At 51.7% G+C, this 24,808-nt stretch carries 26 protein-coding genes; 19 read left to right on the top strand and 7 right to left on the bottom strand.

Annotated elements, in window-relative coordinates; translation table 11 throughout:
* The first annotated feature begins 43 nt into the window (after positions 1-43).
* From folD to spo0A, 11 genes are all read left to right on the top strand, one after another.
* Positions 44-901 (top strand): bifunctional methylenetetrahydrofolate dehydrogenase/methenyltetrahydrofolate cyclohydrolase FolD, encoded by an 858-nt coding sequence (folD, locus tag NST26_RS21510; RefSeq protein WP_036698383.1) that lies wholly within the window; start codon positions 44-46, stop codon positions 899-901.
* Between the two features lie 9 nt (positions 902-910).
* On the top strand, positions 911-2,284 hold the full coding sequence (gene xseA / locus NST26_RS21505) for an exodeoxyribonuclease VII large subunit (RefSeq protein ID WP_340979755.1): 1,374 nt from the start codon (positions 911-913) through the stop codon (positions 2,282-2,284).
* Complete coding sequence (gene xseB / locus NST26_RS21500) at positions 2,268-2,525, top strand: exodeoxyribonuclease VII small subunit (RefSeq protein WP_036731943.1); 258 nt, start codon at positions 2,268-2,270, stop codon at positions 2,523-2,525. Before xseA ends, xseB begins: the two co-directional genes overlap by 17 nt.
* Positions 2,512-3,459, top strand: a complete 948-nt coding sequence (locus NST26_RS21495; RefSeq protein ID WP_209871149.1) for a polyprenyl synthetase family protein — start codon at positions 2,512-2,514, stop codon at positions 3,457-3,459. The genes xseB and NST26_RS21495 overlap by 14 nt, the downstream gene beginning before the upstream one ends.
* A gap of 95 nt (positions 3,460-3,554) precedes the next feature.
* Positions 3,555-5,459: a 1-deoxy-D-xylulose-5-phosphate synthase gene (dxs, locus tag NST26_RS21490; protein ID WP_340979753.1), complete on the top strand. Its 1,905-nt coding sequence runs from the start codon at positions 3,555-3,557 to the stop codon at positions 5,457-5,459.
* A 42-nt stretch (positions 5,460-5,501) separates the two neighbouring features.
* A complete protein-coding gene (locus NST26_RS21485; protein WP_340979752.1) occupies positions 5,502-6,392 on the top strand; it encodes a TlyA family RNA methyltransferase in 891 nt (296 codons plus the stop codon).
* Positions 6,393-6,515: 123 nt separating this feature from the next.
* Positions 6,516-6,986 carry a hypothetical protein gene (locus NST26_RS21480; protein WP_235192067.1) on the top strand — a complete coding sequence of 157 codons (471 nt, stop codon included), beginning with the start codon at positions 6,516-6,518 and terminating at the stop codon, positions 6,984-6,986.
* Positions 6,987-7,012: 26 nt separating this feature from the next.
* The gene (ahrC, locus tag NST26_RS21475) at positions 7,013-7,462 is read left to right on the top strand and encodes a transcriptional regulator AhrC/ArgR (RefSeq protein ID WP_036698370.1); all 450 of its coding nucleotides are present in this window, start codon (positions 7,013-7,015) and stop codon (positions 7,460-7,462) included.
* A 49-nt stretch (positions 7,463-7,511) separates the two neighbouring features.
* Entirely contained in the window at positions 7,512-9,239 is a 1,728-nt protein-coding gene (gene recN / locus NST26_RS21470) for a DNA repair protein RecN (protein ID WP_340951479.1), read from the top strand.
* A gap of 138 nt (positions 9,240-9,377) precedes the next feature.
* Positions 9,378-10,487, top strand: coding sequence for a SpoIVB peptidase (spoIVB, locus tag NST26_RS21465; RefSeq protein WP_445323376.1), 1,110 nt, complete (start codon positions 9,378-9,380; stop codon positions 10,485-10,487).
* A 197-nt stretch (positions 10,488-10,684) separates the two neighbouring features.
* Positions 10,685-11,503, top strand: coding sequence for a sporulation transcription factor Spo0A (spo0A, locus tag NST26_RS21460; protein ID WP_036731960.1), 819 nt, complete (start codon positions 10,685-10,687; stop codon positions 11,501-11,503).
* A gap of 1,185 nt (positions 11,504-12,688) precedes the next feature.
* Here the strand turns inward: spo0A and NST26_RS21455 are convergent.
* A complete protein-coding gene (locus NST26_RS21455) occupies positions 12,689-13,060 on the bottom strand; it encodes a hypothetical protein (protein WP_036731966.1) in 372 nt (123 codons plus the stop codon).
* 237 nt (positions 13,061-13,297) lie between these two features.
* Here NST26_RS21455 and NST26_RS21450 point away from each other — a divergent pair, with 237 nt between their 5' ends.
* Positions 13,298-13,957, top strand: a complete 660-nt coding sequence (locus tag NST26_RS21450; RefSeq protein WP_036731967.1) for a helix-turn-helix domain-containing protein — start codon at positions 13,298-13,300, stop codon at positions 13,955-13,957.
* Positions 13,958-14,076: 119 nt separating this feature from the next.
* Positions 14,077-14,385, top strand: coding sequence for a hypothetical protein (locus tag NST26_RS21445; protein ID WP_036698353.1), 309 nt, complete (start codon positions 14,077-14,079; stop codon positions 14,383-14,385).
* 100 nt (positions 14,386-14,485) lie between these two features.
* Here the strand turns inward: NST26_RS21445 and NST26_RS21440 are convergent, their stop codons facing one another.
* The 4 genes from NST26_RS21440 to NST26_RS21425 form a co-directional block, all read right to left on the bottom strand.
* On the bottom strand, positions 14,486-14,659 hold the full coding sequence (locus tag NST26_RS21440) for a sporulation histidine kinase inhibitor Sda (RefSeq protein ID WP_081751395.1): 174 nt from the start codon (positions 14,657-14,659) through the stop codon (positions 14,486-14,488).
* Between the two features lie 244 nt (positions 14,660-14,903).
* On the bottom strand, positions 14,904-15,233 hold the full coding sequence (locus NST26_RS21435; protein ID WP_339249509.1) for a LytTR family DNA-binding domain-containing protein: 330 nt from the start codon (positions 15,231-15,233) through the stop codon (positions 14,904-14,906).
* A gap of 137 nt (positions 15,234-15,370) precedes the next feature.
* Positions 15,371-15,898 carry an accessory gene regulator ArgB-like protein gene (locus NST26_RS21430; protein WP_340951486.1) on the bottom strand — a complete coding sequence of 176 codons (528 nt, stop codon included), beginning with the start codon at positions 15,896-15,898 and terminating at the stop codon, positions 15,371-15,373.
* On the bottom strand, positions 15,895-16,551 hold the full coding sequence (locus NST26_RS21425; RefSeq protein ID WP_339249505.1) for a hypothetical protein: 657 nt from the start codon (positions 16,549-16,551) through the stop codon (positions 15,895-15,897). The genes NST26_RS21430 and NST26_RS21425 overlap by 4 nt, the downstream gene beginning before the upstream one ends.
* A 137-nt stretch (positions 16,552-16,688) precedes the next feature.
* Between NST26_RS21425 and NST26_RS21420 the strand changes: the two genes are divergently transcribed.
* Positions 16,689-17,207 (top strand): DinB family protein, encoded by a 519-nt coding sequence (locus NST26_RS21420; protein ID WP_340951488.1) that lies wholly within the window; start codon positions 16,689-16,691, stop codon positions 17,205-17,207.
* A 15-nt stretch (positions 17,208-17,222) separates the two neighbouring features.
* A complete protein-coding gene (locus NST26_RS21415; RefSeq protein WP_340951491.1) occupies positions 17,223-17,477 on the top strand; it encodes a hypothetical protein in 255 nt (84 codons plus the stop codon).
* A gap of 73 nt (positions 17,478-17,550) precedes the next feature.
* Here NST26_RS21415 and NST26_RS21410 read toward each other — a convergent pair whose 3' ends face one another.
* On the bottom strand, positions 17,551-18,120 hold the full coding sequence (locus NST26_RS21410; protein ID WP_340951493.1) for a thymidine kinase: 570 nt from the start codon (positions 18,118-18,120) through the stop codon (positions 17,551-17,553).
* Between the two features lie 182 nt (positions 18,121-18,302).
* On the opposite strand from NST26_RS21410, the gene NST26_RS21405 reads away from it, so the two are divergent.
* From NST26_RS21405 to ltrA, 4 genes are all read left to right on the top strand, one after another.
* Positions 18,303-18,512 carry a hypothetical protein gene (locus NST26_RS21405; RefSeq protein WP_209871124.1) on the top strand — a complete coding sequence of 70 codons (210 nt, stop codon included), beginning with the start codon at positions 18,303-18,305 and terminating at the stop codon, positions 18,510-18,512.
* A gap of 18 nt (positions 18,513-18,530) precedes the next feature.
* On the top strand, positions 18,531-20,273 hold the full coding sequence (locus NST26_RS21400) for an ABC transporter ATP-binding protein (RefSeq protein ID WP_340951497.1): 1,743 nt from the start codon (positions 18,531-18,533) through the stop codon (positions 20,271-20,273).
* Positions 20,254-22,101, top strand: a complete 1,848-nt coding sequence (locus tag NST26_RS21395; RefSeq protein ID WP_340951500.1) for an ABC transporter ATP-binding protein — start codon at positions 20,254-20,256, stop codon at positions 22,099-22,101. The genes NST26_RS21400 and NST26_RS21395 overlap by 20 nt, the downstream gene beginning before the upstream one ends.
* Positions 22,102-22,921: 820 nt before the next feature.
* Positions 22,922-24,220, top strand: a complete 1,299-nt coding sequence (gene ltrA, locus NST26_RS21390; protein WP_340950427.1) for a group II intron reverse transcriptase/maturase — start codon at positions 22,922-22,924, stop codon at positions 24,218-24,220.
* A 274-nt stretch (positions 24,221-24,494) separates the two neighbouring features.
* Here the strand turns inward: ltrA and NST26_RS21385 are convergent, their stop codons facing one another.
* Entirely contained in the window at positions 24,495-24,800 is a 306-nt protein-coding gene (locus NST26_RS21385; RefSeq protein WP_036731993.1) for a DUF2627 domain-containing protein, read from the bottom strand.
* Positions 24,801-24,808 lie beyond the last annotated feature (8 nt).

The raw sequence follows: 24,808 nt of genomic DNA, 5'->3' as shown, positions 1-24,808 counted from the left end.
ACAGGCTTATAAGCCTTCAATAGACAATAGGGGAGAGACTTACATGACAGCAGCGATTATCAGCGGTAAACAGGTATCGGACGACATTCGGATCGGGATTGCCCGGGAGGTTGCAGACTTAGCGGAGCGCGGCGTGAAGCCGGGTCTGGCTGTCGTTCTGGTCGGTGAAGATCCGGCTTCCCAGGTCTATGTGCGCAACAAGGAGAAGTCTTGTATTGAACTGGGCTTCCATTCCGAGGTGCACCGGCTGGATGCCGCTACCACCCAGCAGGAGCTGCTGGCACTGGTGGCGGACCTGAACGGCCGCAGCGATATTGACGGCATCCTCGTTCAGCTGCCGCTTCCGAAGCATATTGAAGAGAAGGCTGTGATTGACGCCATCTCGGTAGAGAAGGATGTGGACGGCTTCCACCCGGTCAATGTGGGGAACCTCGTCATCGGGGACGACAGTCTGCTTCCCTGTACACCTGCCGGGGTTATTGAACTAATCAAGCGGACCGGTACGGACATTTCCGGCAAGCATGCGGTAGTGATCGGCCGCAGTAATATTGTCGGCAAGCCTGTATCCCTGCTGTTACAGCGGGAGAATGCCACAGTAACGATGTGCCACTCGCGCACAGCGAATATGGCTGAGCTTAGCCGCCAGGCCGATATCCTGGTGGTAGCGATTGGACGGGCCAACTTCATCGATGCTTCGTTCGTGAAGCCGGGTGCGATTGTGATTGATGTTGGCATGAACCGTCTGGATACCGGCAAGCTTGCCGGCGATGTCGATTATGAGAGTGCCCGGGAAGTGGCCGGGTTCATTACGCCTGTGCCGGGCGGAGTTGGACCGATGACCATCACCATGCTGATGAGCAACACGCTGATCGCGGCCAAACGCCGCCGCGGCCTGAAGTAGGCCGGACTTATGGCGGCAGAGCGGCAGATCTACTCCATCAAGGAGCTTAACAAATATATCCGTATGAAGCTGGATTCGGATGTGCTGCTGTCCGACGTATGGATTCGCGGTGAAATCTCGAATTTCACCCATCACGGAAGCGGGCATATGTACTTCACGCTGAAGGATGAGAGCAGCCGGATCAAAGCCATCATGTTCGCTTCGCATAACTCGCGGCTGCCGTTCGTGCCGAAGGAAGGCACGAAGGTAATCGCCAGGGGAAATGTGACTGTATATGAACGGGACGGGCAATACCAGTTCTATGCAACACATATGCAGCCTGACGGAATCGGCAGCCTGTATCTGGCTTACGAGCAGCTGAAGAGCAAGCTGGAGAAGGAAGGCCTGTTCGCAGCGGAGCGCAAGCGTCCGCTGCCGCAATTCCCGCGCTGCATCGGGGTTGTGACCTCCCCGACAGGAGCGGCTGTGAGGGATATCATCATCACCCTGCAGCGGCGCTACCCGCAGGTTGCGATTGTACTCCACCCTGTACTAGTGCAGGGAAAGGGGGCTGGACCGTCCATTGTACAGGCCATACAGAACCTGAATGCCATGGGAGAGGCCGATGTGCTGATCGTCGGGCGCGGCGGCGGCTCTCTGGAGGAGCTGTGGGCCTTCAATGAAGAGGCCGTTGCCCGGGCGATTGCGGCCTCCGGGATTCCGGTCATCTCGGCCGTTGGCCACGAGACCGACTTCACGATCGCCGATTTCGCCGCCGATCTCCGGGCGGCCACCCCTACGGCAGCGGCGGAGCTCGCTGTGCCGAGCGCAGCCGAGCTGGCCGGGCAGCTGCGCATGGCCCGGCAGCGGCTGCGCCAAGGGCTGCTGCGCCGCTCACAGCGCGGCGGCGAACGCCTCGCTGCGCTGCAGCGCTCGCTGGCGCTGGCCGGCCCCCGCCGGCAGCTGGCCCAGCACGCGCAGCGGCTGGATATGCTGCGCGCGGCCCTGCTCCGCGCAGCAGAGGCAAGGCACAGCCGCGCGCAGGGGCGCAGCGCGCTGCTGCACCAGAGCCTGCAGCGCTTCCATCCGCTTAGCAGCGTCAGCGCTGCCCGCCGGCGCACGGATGGCCTCACCCGTGAGCTGACGGCGGCCATGCAGGCGCGCCTTGCAGATAAGCGCGCGCGGTTCGGGGCAGAGCTGCGCCATCTGGATGCGCTCAGCCCGCTTAAGGTCATGTCACGGGGCTACAGCCTTGTGTATGACGAGAAAGAGCAGCATTTAATCAAATCGCTGAAGGAAGTAGAGCTTGGCGATGTGGTCAACATAAAGCTTAATGACGGACAACTAAACTGCCAAGTATGGGGAATGAAGGAGGATGGCAAAGCGAATGGCGAAGGAAGCTGAACTGGATTTTGAGGGAGCCATGGAGCGCCTGGAGGGTATCGTGCGTGAGCTTGAACACGGTGACGTTCCCCTGGAGAAGGCGATTGATTTATTCCAGCAGGGAATGAAGCTCTCGCAGCTATGCGGCAGTAAGCTGGAGCAAGTGGAACGCAAGATTGAAATGATCACTGTGGAGGATGGCGAACTTCGCAAGAAGCCATTCGGCAACCGGCTGGAAGGCGATAGCGATGAGTCATTCTGAGCTTGAGCCATCGGGCGGTTCGGCAGCGGCGCAGGGCCGCGAACCGCTGGAGGAATATATAGCAGACGTTAGCCGCTGGGTTGCCGCTGCTCTCAGCGGAGTTGTACCGGAGCAGTGGGACGTCCCCCGGGTCCTAAGAGAGTCGATGGAATACTCACTGCAAGCTGGTGGTAAGCGCCTGCGGCCGCTGCTGGTCACCGCTGCCTGCGAGGCGCTGGGCGGCAGCCGTGAAGCTGCGCTGCCTGTAGCAGCAGCGATTGAAATGGTGCATACCTATTCTCTGATTCATGACGATCTGCCGGCGATGGATAATGATGATTACCGGCGCGGCAAGCTGACGAACCATAAGGTCTTTGGGGAAGCGATGGCCATTCTGGCCGGGGATTCGCTGCTGACCCATGCGTTCTACAGTGTGGTACAAGCCTCCCGTAAGCATGGGGTTCCGGCAGAGCGCGTGTTGTCCATCGTGGAGGATCTGGCCGAGATGGCCGGCCCGCGCGGTATGGTCGGCGGTCAGGTAGCTGATATGGAAGGCGAGCAGGGAATGACCGATCTGCAGCAGCTTCAGTACATTCATCTGCACAAGACCGGCGATCTGATGATCTTCTCCTTGCTTGCGGGCGGCAGAATCGCCGGTGCGAATGAGCAGCAGCTGGAAGCCCTGCGCCGCTTCGGCACACAGATTGGCCTGGCCTTCCAGATTCAGGATGATATTCTGGACCTCATCGGCGATGAGAGCAAGCTGGGCAAAAAAACCGGCAGTGATATCAAGCAGCAAAAAGTAACCTATCCGTATTTCATCGGGCTGGAAGCTTCGCGCGCGGAGGTCAAGGAATTGACCGCAGCAGCGCGTCATGCGATCCTTGAGGGTGGGTTCCAGGACCCTTCCCGGCTGCTGGAAATTGCCGATTATTTGATGTCACGCGATCACTAAATGAAGTTTCGCAAACGGCTGTGTTTCGACAGCCGTTTCGTTTGTGTTATAATGGGGTTTATATTTTACAACATCTAGGAAAGCGGGGAATACTCGTGCTGCTTCCACAAATAAATGATCCTCAGCAACTTAAATCTCTATCAGTCGGGGAACTGGCTGCACTTGCGGAGGAGATCCGCCAGTTTCTGATCGAGAAGCTGTCTGTAACAGGGGGGCATCTCGCATCCAATCTGGGCGTCGTGGAGCTTACACTGGCCCTGCATTACTGTTATGACAGTCCACGGGACAAAATGATTTATGACGTAGGGCATCAGGCGTATGTCCACAAAATATTAACCGGCCGCCAGGACCGGTTCGATTCACTGCGCAAGCACGGCGGATTATGCGGCTTCGTCAAGCGTACAGAGAGCGAGCATGATGTCTGGGAAGCCGGACACAGCAGTACCTCTTTGTCCGCAGCCATGGGTATGGCGATGGCCCGTGATTTGAAGGGCGGAGACAATAAGGTAATTGCCGTGATCGGCGACGGTGCCCTTACCGGCGGTATGGCTTTTGAAGCCTTGAACCATATTGGACATGAGGGCCGCAAGCTGATGGTCATCCTTAATGATAATGAAATGTCGATTGCTCCGAATGTAGGGGCAATGCATAACTATCTAAGCAAGATTCGTTCAGACCGTCATTATCTGCGGGCCAAGGACGAGGTCGAAGGCCTGCTGAAGAAAATTCCGGCCATCGGCGGACGTCTGGCGAAGACTGCGCAGAATGTGAAGGATGGCCTGAAGAACATGCTGGTGCCCGGTGTTCTGTTTGAAGAACTCGGATTTACCTATCTGGGACCCGTGGACGGTCATGATCTGGAGAAGATGATCGACACCTTCCATCAGGCGGATAATGTATCTGGGCCTGTGCTGGTGCATGTGCTTACCACCAAAGGCAAGGGCTACAAACCGGCGGAAGTCGATTCCTATAAATGGCACGGCATTTCCCCCTACAAAATCGAATCTGGCCAGGTGCTTCAAGCGGTCGGCAATCCGATGTACACGGAAGTCTTCGGACAGACGTTAATTGAGCTGGGGCATCAGGACAAGCGGCTGATTGCCGTAACACCGGCGATGCCGGGCGGCTCGGGACTTTTCCCGTTCGCCAAGGAATTCCCGGACCGGATGATTGATGTCGGGATTGCGGAGCAGCATGCCGCCACATTATGTGCGGCCTTGGCTATGGAAGGCATGAAGCCGGTATTTGCCGTCTATTCCACCTTCATGCAGCGTGCCTATGATCAGATCGTTCATGACATTTGCCGCCATAATGCCAATGTTATGTTCGCCATCGACCGTGCGGGCTTCGTCGGCGCGGACGGGGAGACCCATCAGGGCGTGTACGATATCGCTTTTATGCGTCATATCCCGAACATGGTGCTTATGATGCCGAAGGATGAGAATGAGCTGCGCCACATGATGAAGACGGCGCTGGACTATAATGAAGGACCGATTGCTTACCGTTATCCGCGGATTAACGGCACGGGTGTGGCTATGGATGCTGAGCTGCACAGTCTGCCTATCGGCACCTGGGAACGTCTGCGTCCTGGTGAGGATTACGCCGTGCTTGCCTGCGGCCCGATGGTTCAGGTTGCTGAAGAGGCGGCAGAAGTGCTGAAGCGTGAAGGGATTCAGGTCGGTGTGGTGAATGCGCGCTTCCTGAAGCCGCTGGATAACACCATGCTGCTTGATCTGGCACATGCCGGAACGGGGATGGTGGTGCTGGAAGAAGCGAGCCAGGCCGGCAGCCTTGGCAGTGCGGTGCTGGAGTTCTTTGCAGAGCATGAGATATATGATACGCATGTCCACCTGATGGGCGTGCCGGATATTTTCGTCGAGCATGGATCGATTAAGGAGCAACGCCAGGAAACCGGCCTTACCGTTGAAGCCGTGTGCGCACGTATAAAGTCAATGAAGGGTCTTAGCACTTATACCTATAAGTCAACTTCCACCTCGTAAGAGCAGGGGCGGAAGGCGGAACGAAGTGATCGGGAGATGAACATGGAACACCCTAAGGAACGAATTGATGTGCTGTTAGTGGAGCAAGGCTTCTACGACAGCCGGGAGAAGGCCAAGGCTGCCATTATGGCGGGGCTTGTGCTTGCGAACGAAGAACGGATAGAAAAGCCGGGGATGAAAGTGCTGCGCAGCTCTATTCTAAGAGTCAAGGGAGCACTGCACCCCTATGTCAGCCGCGGCGGCTTGAAGCTGGAGAAGGCCTTGCGGCAGTTCGGCATCGAGCTGACCGGCCGTAATATGCTGGATATCGGCTCCTCAACAGGAGGCTTCACCGATTGTGCACTTCAGAACGGAGCGGCTCATGTGTACGCGATTGATGTGGGACATAACCAGCTCGACTGGAGCCTGCGTAATGATGAACGGGTAACCGTAATGGAGCAGACCAACTTCCGTTACATGACCCCGCCCGATTTGAAGGGACCGGTACCTGACTTTGCAAGTATCGATGTCTCCTTCATTTCACTGAAGATCATCCTGCCGCCGCTTATGGCGCTGCTGAACCGTCCTGCTGATATCGCTGCGCTGATTAAGCCGCAGTTCGAAGCCGGGCGCGAGAAGGTGGGCAAGTCTGGAGTTGTGCGCGAACCTGCTGTTCACCGGGAGGTGCTGATAAACGTACTGTCCATGGCAGCCGAACTGGGCTACACGCTTGCAGGACTGACGTATTCCCCCATTACCGGCGGGGAAGGTAATATTGAATTTCTGGCACACTGGAAGCTGCTGCCTGCTGAGGCTGCGGAGCAGCCTTCAGTGCAGCAGACTTCTGCGGCTGAAGCACAGCCGAATAATTTCGCCGCGCTTGCCGACTCGGTTATTAAGGAAGCGAATGCAACCTTCAGCGCTGCGGGCCATGGAAACTCATCTAAGAGATGAGTTTCTTTTGCTGCCAATATAAGAAATTACAGGTCTCCCCGAACCGGAAATTAACGGCAGATTGTCAGACCGAAGCAGGATTTCGCCCGCCCTCGCGCGAATAGATTCACCGAGGTGATGGGAGTGGCGAGCTCGGACAAGGCTGTAGTGGCACTTATGGGACTGGCGGCGGCAATCTTTATCCTTTATAGAATCTATATCTGGCTGCAGGGGTCTCCGGGTTCCTTCATGAAGGACCGGGTGCCGATCAACAAGGTCATTCAGTCCCATCCGTCCATCGCTCTGCTGGAGGATGCGGGATATGAGGTCATTGGCGGTAAGCTGAAGATTCCGCTGTCTTTTCAGGTGAATGGGGCACCGATGTACAGCAGGCTGTTCATTGATTATGTAGCGACCAGGAATGAGGAGCATTATTATCTGGTCATCCTGTCCCGCCCCCGCAAGGAGCTTGAATTCACCGGCAGTGGACTCCGGGACCATATCCTCCCCTATCTGCTGATCTACCCGGATTGTAGCGGGGTACTCTATGTGGATACGGTGAATTCCAACATTCATGTAATTAATTTCGGCAAGGACGACGGAGAATCCAGTTAAGCACTATATAAATACGGGAGGCAACAATGAAGGGACACAGGCATATCAAGATTAGAGAGATTATCTCGCAAAAGGAAATCGAAACCCAGGATGATCTGGTGGAGGCACTGCGTGAATCGGGTTTTCAAGTTACACAGGCTACCGTATCCCGTGATATCAAGGAACTGCTGCTGATCAAGGTTCCGATGGATGACGGGCGTTACAAGTATTCCCTGCCCACCGACCAGCGTTACAACCCGACCCAGAAGCTGAAGCGGGTGCTGGTGGACAACTTTGTACAAATCGACTATTCCGCGAATCTTGTGGTGATGAAATGTCTGCCGGGAACGGCCAATTCCGTGGCTGCGCTGATCGATAATATCGACTGGCCGCAAATTATGGGTACGATCTCAGGAGACGACACTATTCTGATAATCTGCCGCCAGCCGGAGGACAGCAAGGACGTTATTTCACAAATTATGGGCTATATATCGTAGTTCTGCTTACGGGCAGACAGGCAATCATCATGTCGGAGGTGCTGTATTCGTGTTAGAGACATTGTCTATACGCAATCTGGCCGTGGTTGAGGCGGTGGATGTGCATTTTTATCCGGGGTTCCATGTCCTTACAGGGGAGACCGGTGCCGGAAAATCAATTATCATCGACGCGCTCGCACTCATTGCCGGGGGACGCGGTTCCGCTGACTCCATCCGGTATGGGTGTGAGAAGGCCGAAATGGAAGCGCTTTTCAGCCTGCCGGGAAGTCACCCGGTCTGGGATACGCTGGAGCGGCTGGGCATCGGGGCAGAACGTGAGGAGCATCTGGTCATCCGCCGGGAAATCACCTCCCAGGGCAAGAGTACTTCGCGCGTGAACGGCCAGATGGTCAATCTGAGCATGCTGCGCGAAATCGGGGAGCAGCTGGTCAATATTCATGGACAGCATGAGCATCAGAACCTTTTGAAGGCTGAACGTCACTTGGGTCTGCTGGATACCTATGGGGAGGCGGTAATCGGACCGCTCAAAGCGGATTATCAGGATAAATATACAGCCTTCGCTAAAGTGGAAAAAGAACTCCGGGAACTTCAGGAATCCAGCCAAAAGGCGTATCAGATGCTGGATTTGTACCGTTTTCAGCTGGAGGAAATTTCTGCTGCGGGACTAAAACCGGGAGAAGATGAATTACTTGCCGAAGAACGGGTAAAACTATCCCACAGTGAGAAAATGATGGATTCAGTATCCGGCGCATACGAGCTGCTGTATGACAGGCAAGGGCTGGAGTCCATTGGCAATGTAATCTCCAGGCTTGAAGATGCGGTGCGGTATGACGAGAAGGGTCTGCGGGCAGTCTTCGAGCAATTGCAGTCGGCTTATTACCAGCTGGAGGATGCGGCGTTTCAGCTGCGCGACTACCGTGAAGAGATCGAATTCAATCCGGCACGGCTGGAGGATATTGAGAACCGGCTGGATCTGATCACCGGACTGCAGCGCAAATACGGGGATAGCGTGGAGCAGATTCTGGAGTATTATCAGCAGATTGAGCGGGAGACGGATCTTCTGGAGAATAAGGACGAATATATTGAGAAATTAACGGCCAAACGCGATGGCCTGCTTCATATCTTAATGGAGTCAGCTGAAGCGCTGAGCGGAGCGCGGCGGCAGTGCGCAACTGAGCTTGCTTCACAGGTCGAAGGGGAGTTGAAGGATCTGCAGATGGAGCGGACCTCCCTCCAGGTGAAGATGGAGACGCTAGAAGATCCGCGCGGTATGGAGTATCAGGGACGGCGGTACCGTCTGACCCGGCAGGGGATCGACAGTGCTGAATTCATGATCTCCCCGAATCCCGGCGAGCCGCTGCGTCCGCTGGGCAAGATCGCCTCAGGCGGAGAGCTGTCACGGATCATGCTGGCGATGAAGAGTATTTTTGCGCGGCATGATGCGATTCCTGTCCTTATCTTCGATGAGGTGGATACCGGGGTCAGCGGACGGGCGGCCCAGTCCATCGCGGACAAGCTGTATAAGCTGTCCTCCACCTGCCAGGTATTCTCCATTACCCACCTGCCGCAGGTGGCCTGTATGGCAGATCATCAATATCTGATTGCCAAAAAAGTCGAAGACGGACGCACGATGACTGAGGTGGACTCGCTCTCGGCCGAAGGCCGCGTAATGGAGCTGGCCCGAATGCTGGGCGGTGTGGAAATTACCGAAAAAACATTGCATCACGCGCAGGAGATGCTGGGTCTGGCCGAGGCCAGCAAGGCAGCTGCAAGCTAAGCGGGACAATGATTGACAGTAATAAAAGCCTGAGGGCAAGGTTATCTTATAGGTACGCAATTGGCGACCACCTTTTTCGTCAAGCGAAAGAAGCAAAAGGGAGTGTGACAGCCATTGAAGCCTAACCTCAGGAAGTTAATGCCCGGCCTTTTATTTGCCTTCTTTCTCAGTTTATCAGGCATAACGGGACCCGCACAGATCCACGCAGCACCGCTTGAACATCAGCCGCTTAGGGCGGTACAGGGAACCGAGAGTGAACTTAAGGTCATCCCCGGAGGTCAGACGATTGGCGTGAAGGTGAAGTCGGCAGGCGTGCTGGTGGTAGGTCATCATCTGATTGAAGTATCGGAGCAGTCCAAGATTTCACCAGGCGAGAACAGCGGCATCCTGCCCGGCGATCTGATGATCTCCATTAACGGGGTGAAGCTGGACGAGGTATCGAAGGTAGCAAGGCTGGTCGAGCAAGCCGGCCGGAGCAATGATTCCTTAAGCATCGTCTACAAACGCGGCGGTAAAGAGCACACAGCTCAGCTAAAGCCCGCTTATGACCGCACAGACAAGGTGTGGCGGCTCGGGCTCTACATCCGGGATTCCGCAGCAGGTGTAGGGACCCTCACTTTCTACGCCCCGAAGCAGGGTGTGTACGGGGCCCTTGGGCATGTCATCACCGACATGAACACAGGTACGCCGATTGTGGTCGGCAGCGGCCATATCGTGCAGTCCAGCGTCACTTCAATCTCCAAGAGCCAGGATGGCGATCCTGGGGAGAAACGGGCCCATTTTCTGAAGGAAAGCCAGGTTCTCGGGAATGTGGAGAGCAACACGGATTTCGGAATATTCGGTAAAATGACCCGTAATCCTGAGCACAGCCTATATCAGGAGCCGATTCCGGTGGCCATGAGCACTGAAGTGAAGGAAGGACCGGCGCAAATTCTTACCGTTGTCGATGGTCAGCAGGTCGAACGCTTCAACGTAGAGATCATCCATGTGGCCCGTCAGCAGACCCCTGCTACTAAGGGTATGGTGCTGCGGATAACCGACCCGCGTCTGCTTGATAAGACCGGAGGGATTGTCCAGGGAATGAGCGGCAGCCCGATTGTCCAGAACGGCCGTCTAATCGGTGCAGTGACCCATGTGTTCGTCAATGATCCCAAGTCAGGGTATGGCTGCTTCATTGAGTGGATGCTCAGGGACTCCGGTGTGGTTCAACAGGATCAGGAGCCTCAATACAATCTTAAGGCGGTTTAGCCTTAAGATTTTTTTGTCGAAGGGCAGCGATTATCCTCGAAACGTGAAACAAAATATTTAATTATAAATCAACACCGAAAAAAAATAAAGAAAAATAATTTTCGACAGAAGGATATTCAAACCTGATGTCGAAAGTTATAGGGAGAGAAGATGATCATTATTTTCTGAATAGCAGATATATAAGGAGGAAGTAGCCAGTGCAGAATATTGAAGTGTTGTTGGCCGATGATAACAGGGAGTTCACGAACTTGCTCGCCGAGTACATTACTGAACAAGAAGATATGACCGTAACAGGCATTGCCTATAATGGGGAAGAGGTACTACAGATGCTCAGCGGAGCACGTAAGATCCCTGATGTCCTTATTCTTGATATCATTATGCCGCATCTGGACGGCCTCGGCGTGCTGGAACGCCTGCGTGATATGGATCTGAACCCGCAGCCCAAGATCATTATGCTGACCGCTTTTGGCCAGGAGAATATTACGCAGAGAGCCGTTCAGCTTGGCGCCTCTTATTATATTCTGAAACCGTTTGACATGGAGGTTCTGGCGAACCGTGTGCGCCAGCTGGTTGGCACGCAGGGCAGTATGAGCACTTCCGGAAGCATGTCCGGCTATTCTTCTTCCAGATCTTCCAGTAATGTGGTTCCGCTGTCCAAGGGCAAGAACCTGGATGCGAATATTACCTCAATCATTCATGAAATCGGCGTCCCTGCGCATATCAAAGGCTATCAGTACCTGCGTGAAGCCATCACCATGGTCTATAACAACATTGAGATCCTTGGTGCCATCACCAAGACGCTGTATCCGGCTATAGCCGAGAAATTCAAGACCACGCCTTCCCGTGTAGAACGCGCCATCCGCCATGCGATTGAAGTCGCCTGGACCCGTGGCAACATCGACAGCATCTCCCACCTGTTCGGCTATACCATTAATATCTCCAAATCCAAGCCAACTAACTCGGAATTTATTGCCATGGTAGCGGATAAGCTGCGCATTGAGCATAAGGTGTCTTGAAAGGGTTAGGGGCTGGATATGTGAAGGGTTAAGTAGTCTAGAGCCTAAAAATACCGGAATAGCATAATAATAAATACCACTTGCTAATGGGAAATTGTATTCCCCAATAGCAAGTGGTATTTTGTTTTACTACACCCAAGTAGTTTGTATGCGAAAAACCGAATACAATTTATACTGCTGCGATGATGTATGGGCCTAATGCTTCACAGCCCGTAACATTGTAGAGAAATCCTGCAAGAAGTGCAGCAATGTTGCCCAATAGAATCGACCGATGCTGAAATCCTGCATGAAATGCAACAAAGCCAGCGCTAACTTGCTCTAAACAACGGAATTACTGCAAATAATGCAACAATGCACCGTGGCCATTAATATTTTTAAGTGTAATCCTGCAAAATGTGCAACAATCAGGCTCCATACAAGCGGTCGGTGAGAAAAAACTCTCAGAATTGGAGACAGATAGGCGGGAGCACCCGTCATGAAAGGAAGGTACCCACATCCTTACCCGTTAGAGTGTTGTTCTTGTATGTTCTCTCGTTTAGGATGAGCCCGAGACAGTCCCCATTGATTAACAGCCGCGTCTGGATCATGACTTGCGTGTGAGTCTGAAAACACCAGTTACAAGCGCATACATACATTGCAACGAAGGCAATAAAGATACTTAGCCATTCATTAGACTGTACGACAAATAGGTAGTAAATCAAGTCACTCCTTCATGGAGTGGCTTTTTTTAGTTTATAATGAAGGGATAAGCAAAGGAGGTGGGAGAAATCATAGCGCAGATTCTTTTAGGGATCTGGATGCTCACACAAGCGGCTTGTCACTTTTTTGGACTTGATGTGTTCCTTCGGCAATCCGTTAGGGATAGTTTGAGTAAGGAGGAGCGGGCCTCTTTTCAAAGAGGGATGGTCCTGCCCTATCTCATATTAGGGATGACTTTTATTGGAATGGGGATTGTTGAGCGTAAGGCGGTCCTGTCCATGCCGCTTTTCCTGGGACTCTATATTATATTGTGTGCGGCGTCCTTGACCGGGGTATTAAGGAATAACAAAAAGCACCTGGGTCATTACATGTGGTGAATCTATAGGCGCTAGTTACCGGAATGGCTGCTACTGTTATGTAAAAGAAACCGACCAAGCCATTGCTTGGTCGGTTTTGTTATAAATATAAGCTTATATTTCATATACCTTAATTAACGGACTGGTTGCCCAGACTGCTCAGGTAAGCATCGGCTTCTTGATATGTAGGATAATGCACGGCGAATTTGCCGAACAGTCTTTTCATTTGCATTTTCCAGACCGGGGAGTCTGCAACGTATACCCAGCCGCCTACTCCTGCTTCTACCGCGCGGTCACCGGTGGGAGCGAGCATTGCGGCTACTTCAGGAGAGAGCACGGTTGGGGAACCGGTCACATCAGTTACTCCGGTAAAGCCTGGCTTCAGCTGCTTCAGAGCATTTTCAAAATCTGCTATGTAGGCGGGTACGTCACTCTCAGTCAGGCCGTAGGCTCTGACGATCACCTGGTTTTTTGCAAGATTGACTTCCATTGTGTAAGACATGAACATTCCTCCAGTTGTGGTATTAAGTTTACATTAGGTTATATCGGATAAGATTGGGGTCTATTTGAGAGAATAAGGAAAACGGATTAGAATGGTTCTCATTTATGGGAATTAACCCCATATATTAAGGGGATATGGAGGGTTTTACGCTTCTCGCCTAAAGAATTTACACAAACAATTGTTATTATGAAACACAAATTGTTGTCTTGTGTTATGATATAGGTAGAGGTGGCTCTTATGAACGATTTCGATAATTACCCCGATGAGCTGGGGAATTTCATCCGGCACTTCAGGAAGGCCCGGGGGTTAACCCTCAGGGGGCTGGAAGAGAAGAGCGGCATCAGTTATTCACAGCTCAGCAAGATTGAACGGGGAGAGAGTATCCCGCTTAAGGATAACCTGGATAAGATCATTGAAGCACTCGGAGGGGATCTCAAGAACCGGATGTATCATTTGGCCGACTATATGCCTGATATTGAGTACATCAAGACGCTGAAGCAGGGCTACAAGCTGCCTAAGCATAATCAGTCCCAGGACTACATTTACGAGACGGCGTTCAACAAGCTGAAGGAATTCCGGGCGAAGGAAGACAAAGAAACGTCATATGTTTCCTTTGATTCTGACGAGGTCATCGTTTATGAGACGGAATATGGGGCAGGAATGGTTATAGAGAAGATCGAGAAGTACAACCTGACCGATGTGCTTAACGATATATTCGAGGGAAGTCTGGACAGTCTCCGCAGGCAGCCGCGCCAAGGGCGTCAGGCATACTTATTCGGAGAATGGCTGCGTGAAGGTATCTTCGAGCTGAAGGAAGAGGAACAGGATCAGGTCATTCAGGCCTTGAAGGAATTCACCCAGTTCAAAGTACAACAGATCAAGGGCGTGTACAAGTAAAGAAGGGCCCGGCTTAGCGTGCTTGCAAAATGAATAATGTTGCCCTTTCTTGCAGCCATCTATTCATCTTGATCCATAAACAAACTACAAATGGTTAGACAGAAAAGGGGATAAGAATCATGAGAATCAATATGAAGTTCACCAGCAAAGGGAAAGCGGCTATCGAGAATTTCAACAACGAAGAGCTGTTGGAGATTTTTGCAAGATACATCAAGACACTGACCAAAAAATACGATATTGAAGTAGATGTGCCGCTTGAAGTGAATCAGAATATCGTTGCCGATGGAACTGTCATTGCTATGGCCCAGAACGTCAAATGTGATGCCGAGACCTTCTTCAAGGAGCTGGGACGCGATATCAAGGTTCCCCTCAAGAAGCGGCTCGGCGGGAAGCTGGAGAATGTGTTCAAGACCGAAATCATCGAGTAGGCGTAAGCTTGTTGCTCACCAAAAACCATCCCCGCACATTGTGGAGGATGGTTTTTTGGCATCTGTGGAGGTATATCCTATGGGTGGAGAGCTTCGCATTCTAATGATGTTGGGTACCTGAAAGATTCCGCGTGGTGAGAACATTCCTGATAATCTGGATAAAATCCGGTGAAGCCTTGGCTTCCAGCGCCAATTCGTAGATGTTCATTAATTGTTCGTTAGACAATAGCTCAAGTGATGAGGGGCGCGGAGAAGGATGAAAGTAAGTATCCATTGTATTCCTCCATCATGGTTGAGAGTAGTGGAAAAGATAATTAAGATATTAATGAAATGCTTCTATGTAAATGGTACCATCTGGAATATAATCCGTCTGCTGTCATTCGCCCTCTGAATTTTACTTTACATAAGTTGGATAATATGTGATAATGATTGATTTTGTTTTTATTAGCCATATATGACTACAAAAAAGCAGCGAACCTATAAAAAGGATCGCTGCTCTCTTTACATTCTACGGTGAATTAATCATCGAATTCGCGATTAGTCAAGTATTTCTTAATTCTGGATTCGTTGGACTCCGATACATGGGCAAACTGTTTTCCTTGATTAAACAGAACGATCTTACGCTCCGAATCATAAGCTTCAATGTTGCTTAGACTCACTACATTACTGCGATCTAGCCGTTCGAACCCTTCATCCCTATAAGCTGATAAGAGATCGGAAAGAGTGGTGGGGAAAACAAATTCGCCTTCTTTCGTATGGACGAATATTGTATTTTTATAATTAGAGAAATACAATATATCTTCTTCCAGGATATCGCGGGAAGAACCGTCATTTAGTAGAACACGCATGTATTCCCCATCCTTGTATGATTACTTACGCAGTTCTTGAGGAGCTTCAGGGCTGTGCAGACTAATCTTCATAACGGAAACAAAGAAGCGTGCGGAAGATTCTAACGCTTTTGAAACGTATTTAGCTGTCATGGCTTTCATAATTTCAACCTCCTTTTCCAGGGTAATACGGTTAATGATTGAACAAAAAAAGCCAGTCCTAAAACCGATGAGCCAATAAAAAAATTACATGCTACTAGAAAAATAGAGATAACTTTTAAATGAGGAAACCAATGATATGGAATTCGGGCATTTTTATCTGGATTAGGGGCAAAAAAGCACATTATAATAAAGCTAATCATGTTGAAAGCCATCAGAAGAAAAGAGCCCGTTAAAATAAAAAAGTAAGGGGTAAGCACACAAAGCAGGGTGGTCACTATATTGCATGCAGTAGCTGTTCTTAAATGAAATCCGCCAGAAAAAATTCTTAGTACGGAGAAGCTTGCGAAAAACAATAGCGTAGCTGCTGTATTGTTCAGCAACCAGCCGAAAAATAAAGAACAGGTAATAATAAGAAAAGTATTTAGAATAATATTGAGAGAGTATTGCAAGACCTCGATAGAACCTGTTTCTTCTGGATTTGCGTTCTTAATAGCCGTCGAAATTTTAAAAGCAAGAGTGTTCAATATATTCCACCACGATTTTTTTGACTTGATAAATAGAGATATCCAAATAATAGAAAACCATAAAATAAAGGTATAACAAAGAAAAAGTGAGGTAAATATTCAATAAGGTAAAGCATCAGTATTACTACAAGAACAGAAGGGATACACAAAGCAAATAATATTTTATCACTTTTGCTAATTGTAACTCTTCCCTCAGGTTTATCAGGAATGAAATCAAAGCCTTTTCTTTTTACGCCTATATTGTAAGCAACAATGAATGCTCCTGCAGAAGTTAAAATCTGCAAAATATATATCCCTATAGATATGGAAGGGAATTTCAGTTCATATATACCGGTACTATTTATAAATAAATATAGAACTGATTGAATTAACATATATGCTTGATAAGCAACGCCTGTTACAATAACAGCAAAAAATATATGAATCCTGAACAAAAGCCAAATAAATAGGAAAGTTAAAGTATACTGGAGAAAAACGTCTATTTTAGAGAGCCCATAATTATTACGAAGGGTGTAAGAAATGAATGCCATAATTAAGCCTGCAAACACAATTTCTTTTGGATAAATGTCGAGTTTGAAAATTTTAAATGCCAGATAGAATAAGGCAGAACTCTCTAAAACTGAAAACACCATATAAAGCACAAAATCCAGCATGCTTACACTCCCGGGAAATAGATTAACAAATCTGTAATCCTGGTGATATTATACATAATAGGCTAAGATACAACAACAGGTTTTGACACAATCCGGCAAATATTTCTTGAAAATTGGTTTGGAGAGGGGTTTTTACCATGAATCAGCGTCCTGCGCAAGGAGAGTATACCGAATTTCAGTCCAGATATATTACACTGGTGCCGCCGGAAGGAGCACTGGGCGTTATTCTAAGAGAGCAGACTCAGGAGGTACTGGCTCTGCTCGGCGGGCTGACAGAGGAGCAAGGGGCCTACCGCTATGCCCCCGGGAAGTGGAGTATCAAGGAAATGCTAGGGCATCTGACGGATAATGACCGCATTATGTCTTACCGCTTGCTTTGTTTTGCGAGGGGAGAACAGGCGCCGCTGCCGGGCTATGAAGAGAATGATTATGCGGCTGCCGGGGCGTTCGACCGCTTCACGCTGCAAGAGATGATTGCGCATTACCGGATCGTCCGGGAGTCCACCCTGGCGCTGGTAGACAGTCTGGTGGATAATGATTATACCCGTACAGGCAGCTCCAATGGCATTGCGATGTCGGTTAGAGCGCAGATTGCTCTGATCATCGGACATGAACGGCATCATCTGCGGGTTCTTCATGAACGTTATCTGAACTAAAGGGAGGAGACGCATGTGGGCTTGCTTAGAGGTATCTGGCATGTCTTCGTCCCGAGGGAGCGCACATTAGTGTACACCACGTTCGATCAGGGACAATATCTCCGGGTCAAAAGCCGCCTTGCAGCAGCTGGCATCCCGCACCGTTCCCGGATTAATGGCGGAATGAGAGAGACCACACGGCGTGCTGACTTCGGCGGGAAGGCTACGATCCAGCATGATCTGTTCGTCCGCAAGGAGGATGAGCACAGGGCGCTTCAAGCGGTTCAATAGACTGGAACACAAAAAAACGCATTCTGGCCTGTTGAGGGCTGGAGTGCGTTTTAATGTTCTGTTTTAGGGTATTTTACAATGGAGGATTCTTGTGGCATTTACGGCAGACCGGGTAATAGGCTTCATTGCCGCCGATCTGGATCTGTTTGCCGCTGTATACCGGCTTGCCGTTCTCGACCCGCAGCGCCATGGTGGCTTTCCGTGCGCAGAACCAGCAGATGGTCTTCATTTCTTCGATCTTGTCGGCGTAGATCAGCATATATTTGCTGCCTTCGAACAGATTGTTCTGGAAATCATTTTTGAGGCCGAAGGCCATCACCGGAATGTCAAGCTCATCCACAATACGCACCAGCTGCAGGATGCAGTCCTTGCTCAGGAATTGGCACTCGTCTATCAGTACACAGTGCGGCTTCGGCAGACTGCAGCTGACAATGCTGTAGATATCGGTCTGCTCGTCGATAGGAATAGCCTGCTTGCGCAGTCCGATCCGGGAGGAGATGTATCCCACTTCATCCCGGTTATCAATGGAAGGTGTGAAGAGGAGCACCGACTTGCCCTGCTCTTCATAATTATGTGCAACCTTGAGAATCTCAATGGATTTGCCGCTGTTCATAGCTCCATACCTGAAAAATAATTGTGCCACGTCCATCTATCCTTTCACTGTTGAGCTAATCTGCAACACGACCCAAAAATCGACCTTTCTAGAGTATCATACTCGGGGCCGGAGTAGCCAGTGCAAACATTGCTTCCGCCCGGGATGTGCTATAATGAACGCAATTGTGTCTTCAGCAGGAGAATATAGTGAACAGAAGGGAAGTTAGTCAGGTGACAGAGAAATTGGAGCAATATAAGGAACGGATTAATGCGCTGCGGGAGAAGGGGGAGCTCATCCCCGATACGGAGAATTTACTGGAAGACATGCTGGCCGAGCTCACCGAGCTGAACCGCAGCAACAAGGCACTGCGCCGGGTCATTTTGAAGTCGGGACAAGGCTCTGCCATGTCTACCCGCCTGCGGGATGCGCTCTACGAATAAGCAAATGGGGTATCTTCGATGAAGCTAATGTTGACTTTTCTTAAAAAATACCGGGTCGCCGCTATTGCCGCGCTGGTCATGATGCTGATTGAGCTGGCCGTGGAGCTGTCGCAGCCGCTGCTGATCTCCAAAATCATTGATGACGGTATCCGGCAACAGGACACGGCTGTCGTCTGGCTGTGGGGCGGTGTACTGGTAGGGAGTGCCGCTGTGGCGTTTCTGGCGGGAATACTCAGCTCCTTTTTTGCGTCGCATGTCAGTCAGGGGTTCGCATTCGACCTGCGTGACAAGCTGTATGAAAAGGTACAGTCGTTCTCTTACGATATTTTTAGCCGCTTCCCTACCTCATCTCTGATCACCCGCCTTACCGGGGATGTAACACAAATTCAGGATACGATATTCATGGGGCTACGGTTCATGACCCGTATTCCGCTGGTTGTGATTGGAAGCGTGATTATGGCGCTTGTGGTACATATCAAGCTGGGGCTGCTGCTGACCGTGACGCTGCCGTTTTTGGTGATTTTCATGATCTGGCTGATGCGCAGAGCGTCCGAGCTGTTCCGCAATGTGCAGAGCCGGCTCGACGGCGTGAATGGTGTGATTCAGGAGAATTTGACCGGTATCCGGCTGATTCGTGTATTTGTGCGGATGGGCCATGAGATCGGGCGGTTCGCAACGTTCAGCGGAGAGCTGATGAGATCGACTATTGCTGCGCTGCGGCTTACCGAGACCTCAACCCCGTTCATTATGATCATCGTCAACGCCGGTATTCTGGCCGTGTTATGGTTTGGGCGGATAGAGATCTCTACAGGGGATGCGACGCTGGGGCAGACAGTTGCTGTCATTAACTACTCGCTGCGGACGATGGGAGCGCTGTCAGCGCTATCCTGGATTATGGTCAGCTTCTCCCGCGCACGGGCGTCTTCGGGACGGGTCACTGAAGTGATGGCGGCAAGCGATGGCCCGGGCGAGCTGGGTATGACTTCTGGAAAAGGTCTTGCGTCAGCTGTTCAAGGCAAGGTGGAATTCCAGCGGGTCAGCTTCAGCTATCCCGACAGTGATATTAAGGTGCTTGACGATATCTCCTTCACGGTGCAGCCGGGGGAACGCGTGGCGATTATGGGCGCGACCGGCTCAGGCAAATCCTCTCTGGTAACGCTGATTCCCAGGCTGTATGAATGCGGCAGCGGGAGCATCCTGGTGGACGGACAGAAGCATACGGAGATGGATATGCAGACCTTACGGGGCTCGATTGGCTATGTACCTCAGGAGGTACTGCTATTCACCGGCTCGATCCGGGAGAATATAGCCTGGGGAAATGCAGCGGCGAGTCAGGCAGAGATTGAGCAGGCAGCAGCGGCAGCACAGATTCATGACACAGTTGCCGGGCTGCCGCAGGGCTACGATACTGCCCTTGGGCAACGCGGAGTTAATCTGTCGGGCGGGCAGAAGCAGCGTCTGAGCATTGCACGGGCGCTGGTGCGCAGACCGGCGATCCTGATTCTGGATGACAGCACCAGTGCGCTTGATGCGGTGACGGAGGGGCTTTTGCTGGCAGAGCTGAAGAAATTGTCCTGCACGACCTTCCTGATCACACAGAAAATTAGCTCCACTGCCTCGGCGGATCTAATTCTGCTGCTGGACGAAGGCCGGCTCATTGCGCAGGGGACCCATTCCGAACTAATGGATGAGTCCTCGCTGTACCGCAAAATCTATCAATCGCAGACAGGGGAGGGGCAGCATGTTCAAAGCACTCATTGAGCCGTTCCGCTATCCGAAGCTGGAAGTAGGCCACGGCGAAGCCAAGATCTTCGGGGCGATGGGCAGCCGGAAGCCGAAGGCGAAGGCCAAGAACTGGTCTGGCACATTAGGACGCATATGGACTTATCTCGCTGAACGCCGGACAAAGCTGGTACTGGTGCTGTTCATGGTTCTGCTAAGCTCAGCCTTGTCGCTTCTTGGACCCTACCTGATCAGCCGGGCAGTGGACGACTATCTGGGCGGGGAGGGCGGCAGAACGTGGGGGCTCTTCCTGCTGGTGCTGGCGCTCGTCTACCTGCTGAATTCCCTGGTCTCCTGGCTGCAAAATGTCTGGATGATCGAAGTGGCCCAGGAGACGGTCTACCGGATGCGGACGGATCTGTTCTCACACCTGCACTGCCTGCCGATCTCCTTCTTTAACCGCAGGCAGCAGGGAGAGATTATGAGCCGTCTGACCAATGATATCGAGAATATCAGCTCGACGCTGAACAGCTCGGCGATTCAGATTTTTTCCAGTATTCTGACGCTGGTGGGAACGGTTGGCGTAATGCTATGGCTCAGCCCGCTCTTGACGCTGCTAACCTTCATTGTGGTGCCGCTGATGATGCTGGGCATGCGCTGGATTACCCGGCGGACCGGCCCGCTGTTCAAGGAGCGGCAGCGGAATATGGGTGAGCTGAACGGGTTCATTGAAGAGACCTTGTCCGGACAGCGGATTATCAAAGCCTTCTCGCAGGAGGAGCGGGTAATTACCGGCTTCAGAGAGCGCAATACACGGATTATGCTGTCGGGGTATTGGGCGCAATCGATTTCGGGCTTCATTCCTAAGCTGATGAATGGTCTGAACAACCTGAGCTTTGCTATCGTGGCCGGAGTCGGGGGGCTGCTTGCAATCCGCGGGCTGGTGACGGTGGGGATTATTATCGCTTTTGCCGAATATGCCCGCCAGTTCACCCGGCCACTGAATGATCTGGCGAACCAATGGAACACGCTGCTGTCGGCGATCGCCGGTGCGGAGCGCGTCTTCGAGGTGTTGGATGAAGAGACCGAGGCCCGGGATGAGGGCGCGGCGGTGAAGCTTGCGCATGTTGAGGGCGCTGTGAAGTTCTCGGAGGTCTCCTTCTCCTATGATGGGGGGGCAGATACGCTGCAGGATATTTCATTTGAAGCGAAGCCCGGTGAGATGATTGCGCTGGTCGGACCTACCGGTGCTGGCAAAACGACGCTAATCGGCCTGCTGTCCCGCTTCTACGATCCGAGCCGGGGCAGCATTACGCTGGACGGGCGGGAGCTGTCAACGGTCACCCGTGAGAGTCTGCGCAGCCATATGGCCTTCGTCCTCCAGGACTCCTTCCTGTTCAAAGGTACGATCCGCGATAATATCCGCTACGGCCGGCTGGATGCAACCGATGAAGAGGTGGAGGAGGCTGCGAAGCTGGCCAATGCCCATGCCTTCATCATGAGACTCCAGGACGGCTACGACCGGATGCTGTCTGTGGACGGCAGCGGTATCAGCCAGGGACAGAAGCAGCTCTTGGCTATTGCCCGGGCAATTTTGGCGAATCCGTCTATGCTGGTACTGGATGAGGCGACGAGCAGCATCGATACGGTGACCGAGATCAAGATTCAGGAAGGGCTCCAGGCGCTGATGCGCGGCCGGACCAGCTTCGTGATCGCCCACCGGCTGGGCACGATCCGCGCAGCCGACCGCATCCTGGTGCTTGAGGGCGGACGCCTGCTTCAGCAGGGCTCGCATGAGGAGCTGCTCCGGCAGGGCGGCCTCTATAGTCAGCTGGTGCGGGGAAGTAAGGACGCGGCCGGGGAGTAAGGATGAGGGATGGTTGAGGCATGAGTGAGGCATGGTGAGGGTGAAGCACGGGAAGTGTAACGCTGATGCTGGCGCTGATGCTCACGCTAATGCTGATGCTCACGCTAATGCTCACACTTGCGTTGAAGGCTGTACGTAGAGGCTACGGCGGTGGAATTGGTAAGGTAACTGTATTTTGTGCAGTAGAAATCTGATTTTTGAGTGGAAAATGGTATTCTACTGTATTTGGTACATTAGATTTTGCTGATTTGAGCAGAAAAGTGGGGGTTGTTCGAATTCTACTGTACGAAGTGGAGCGACCGAGCCTAGGTTGAGTAACTTAGCAGGTGGAACCCCTGCTTGGAAAGGCGAAAGCCACGCCACCAATAGCGAGTCTTGGAGCGGCAAGGGTAACCCTGCCGTTTAAGCGTAGACAGTTAGGATGCAGGCCTGAAAGTGATGGAGCCTCGAAATGCAGCAAACGGGAAGGTCGACGGGCTCACTTTCCCGGAAGACAACATGACTCCAGCCGAAAAAAAAAAAAAAAAAAAAGGCGAGGATGGAGGAGCTTCCCCGGGGTCGAAGAGCCAGGCATGTATACCCATGGTTACTCAGCAACTCGGGAGACCCTGACGCTCTTCTGCGAGAGAAGTACTATTTAGGAACCTTTGCAGGAGTATGGCAAACAAGCCGTAACACGTAAGAATGTCAAACGGCGTTCAGGGAGTCGGATTGCCGCATAAGACCTGTGAAACCCCTGTAATGGGGGCGGAGGAAAGGCAGGCGACACCCCATCAATCTTGGTAAGGACACATTGGCCACACACAGAGGTGGGAAAAAAATGGAAACGAAATTAACAAGAATAGCAGAAATGGCCAAAGCAGATCCGAAGTTACGGTTCAACTCCATCGGACATCTCATTGACACAGAAGCATTAAAGAGAAGTCACAAAGAGATGAAACCGGGAAAGGCAACCGGAGTCGATGGATCGACCAAAGAGACGTACGAAGCCAACGTGGAAGCGAATGTAACACACCTGGTGGACCGGTTAAAGCGAAGAAGCTACAGACCTCAGCCCGCGAGAAGAGTGTACATCCCAAAGGACGGGAAAAACATGCGGCCCCTAGGAATTCCTGCGTATGAAGACAAACTGGTGCAACATGCGCTGAAAAGAGTACTGGAAGCCATTTATGAACAAGACTTCATGGATTTCTCGTATGGATTTCGCCCGAACCGAAACATGCACAGTGCGCTGAAACATCTAAACCGGGTCATCGAGCAGGGAAAAACCAGCTATGTCGTCGATGCAGACATCTCCGGCTTCTTCAACCATGTAAATCACGAATGGCTGATGAAATTCCTCGAACTGCGAATCGGAGATCCAAACATCCACCGGCTGGTGAGACGGATGCTGAAAGCAGGTATTCAGGAGGATGGACACTTTGAACCGACGGAGGAAGGAACTCCCCAAGGTTCGGTGGTGTCGCCCCTGCTAGCCAACGTCTACCTGCACTATGTCCTTGACCTATGGTTTACCGTGACGGTGAGGAAGCAGTGCGGGGGGCAAGCCGAAATGGTGCGCTTCGCCGATGATTTTGTATGCTGCTTCCAGTACAAAGAAGATGCAGAACGCTTCTATACCGCACTTGTGCTCCGGCTGGAGAAATTCGGGTTAAGCATTGCGGAAGAGAAGACGAAAATCATCGCGTTCGGTCGTTTTGCGGAAGCAGAATCACGGAGGAAGGGCGAAGGGAAACCGAAAACATTCGATTTCCTAGGCTTCACGCACTACTGCGCCAAGAGCCGAAAAGGAACCTTCCGGGTAAAGCGTAAAACGAGTGGGAAGAAATTCAGACAGAAGGTCAGAGCCATGAAGAGCTGGGTCAGGTGGAATCGCCACATGAAGCAGGAGGATTTCCTAGGCGTCATCCGGTCCAAACTGTCGGGACACTACCGATACTATGGAATCACGGATAACTCGGAGAAAATAAAAACCTATTACATGCAAACGCTCGACTTGATCTATACATGGCTAAACCGCAGAAGTCAGCGCAGGAGTTTCACCTGGGAGAGGTTCTACGAAGTGCTAAACGAATTCAGGCTACCTAAGCCGCGGATCTACGTCAATATCTACGATTAAGGCCAATTGTGAACGATGGGGTGAAGAGCCGTATGCGTAAATTGCGCACGTACGGATCTGTGAGGGGTAGGGGCACAATCCACGAAGGAAAGGCCCCGCCTACTCGACCAATAGCTTCTGAATTCTGCTGGAGATTACCCTTTTCTGTTGTACATTGTGCAATTGTGCTGTTCGTCAGCGCTTACAACTATACCCTCTCATAGGACAACAAGGGGATGCCTCAGCAGCCGGTTCGTTAATGGCTTGAGGCATCCCCTGTTTCAATGGAATATAATTAGGAGCGGGCTTCGGAGGACGGGGGCTGCTGTGCTTGCTGCTTCTCCCGGAAGCGGGGGCCAACGTAGTTCTTTTTGCGGTCACGGGCCAGAATCCAGCCGCCGAGGAAGGTCATGCCCGCCAGGAATAAAAGCAGGCCGCCGCCGAAATGCAGCCACGCAAATTTGGGAATAGCAGTCTCATCGCCATGCATGGCGAAATAGTTGAACAGATCATCTTTCATCATCAGGAAGCCCGTCATCGCCAGGAGGCCGGGGATCACCAGAATAAGGATGGCAATGAAGCGTGAAATCAGCAGTTTCATCACAGTCG

This window comes from Paenibacillus sp. FSL R7-0128 (assembly GCF_038002245.1).
GTDB lineage: Bacteria > Bacillota > Bacilli > Paenibacillales > Paenibacillaceae > Paenibacillus_AQ > Paenibacillus_AQ silagei.
This window is presented reverse-complemented; position numbering and strand designations above follow the sequence as displayed.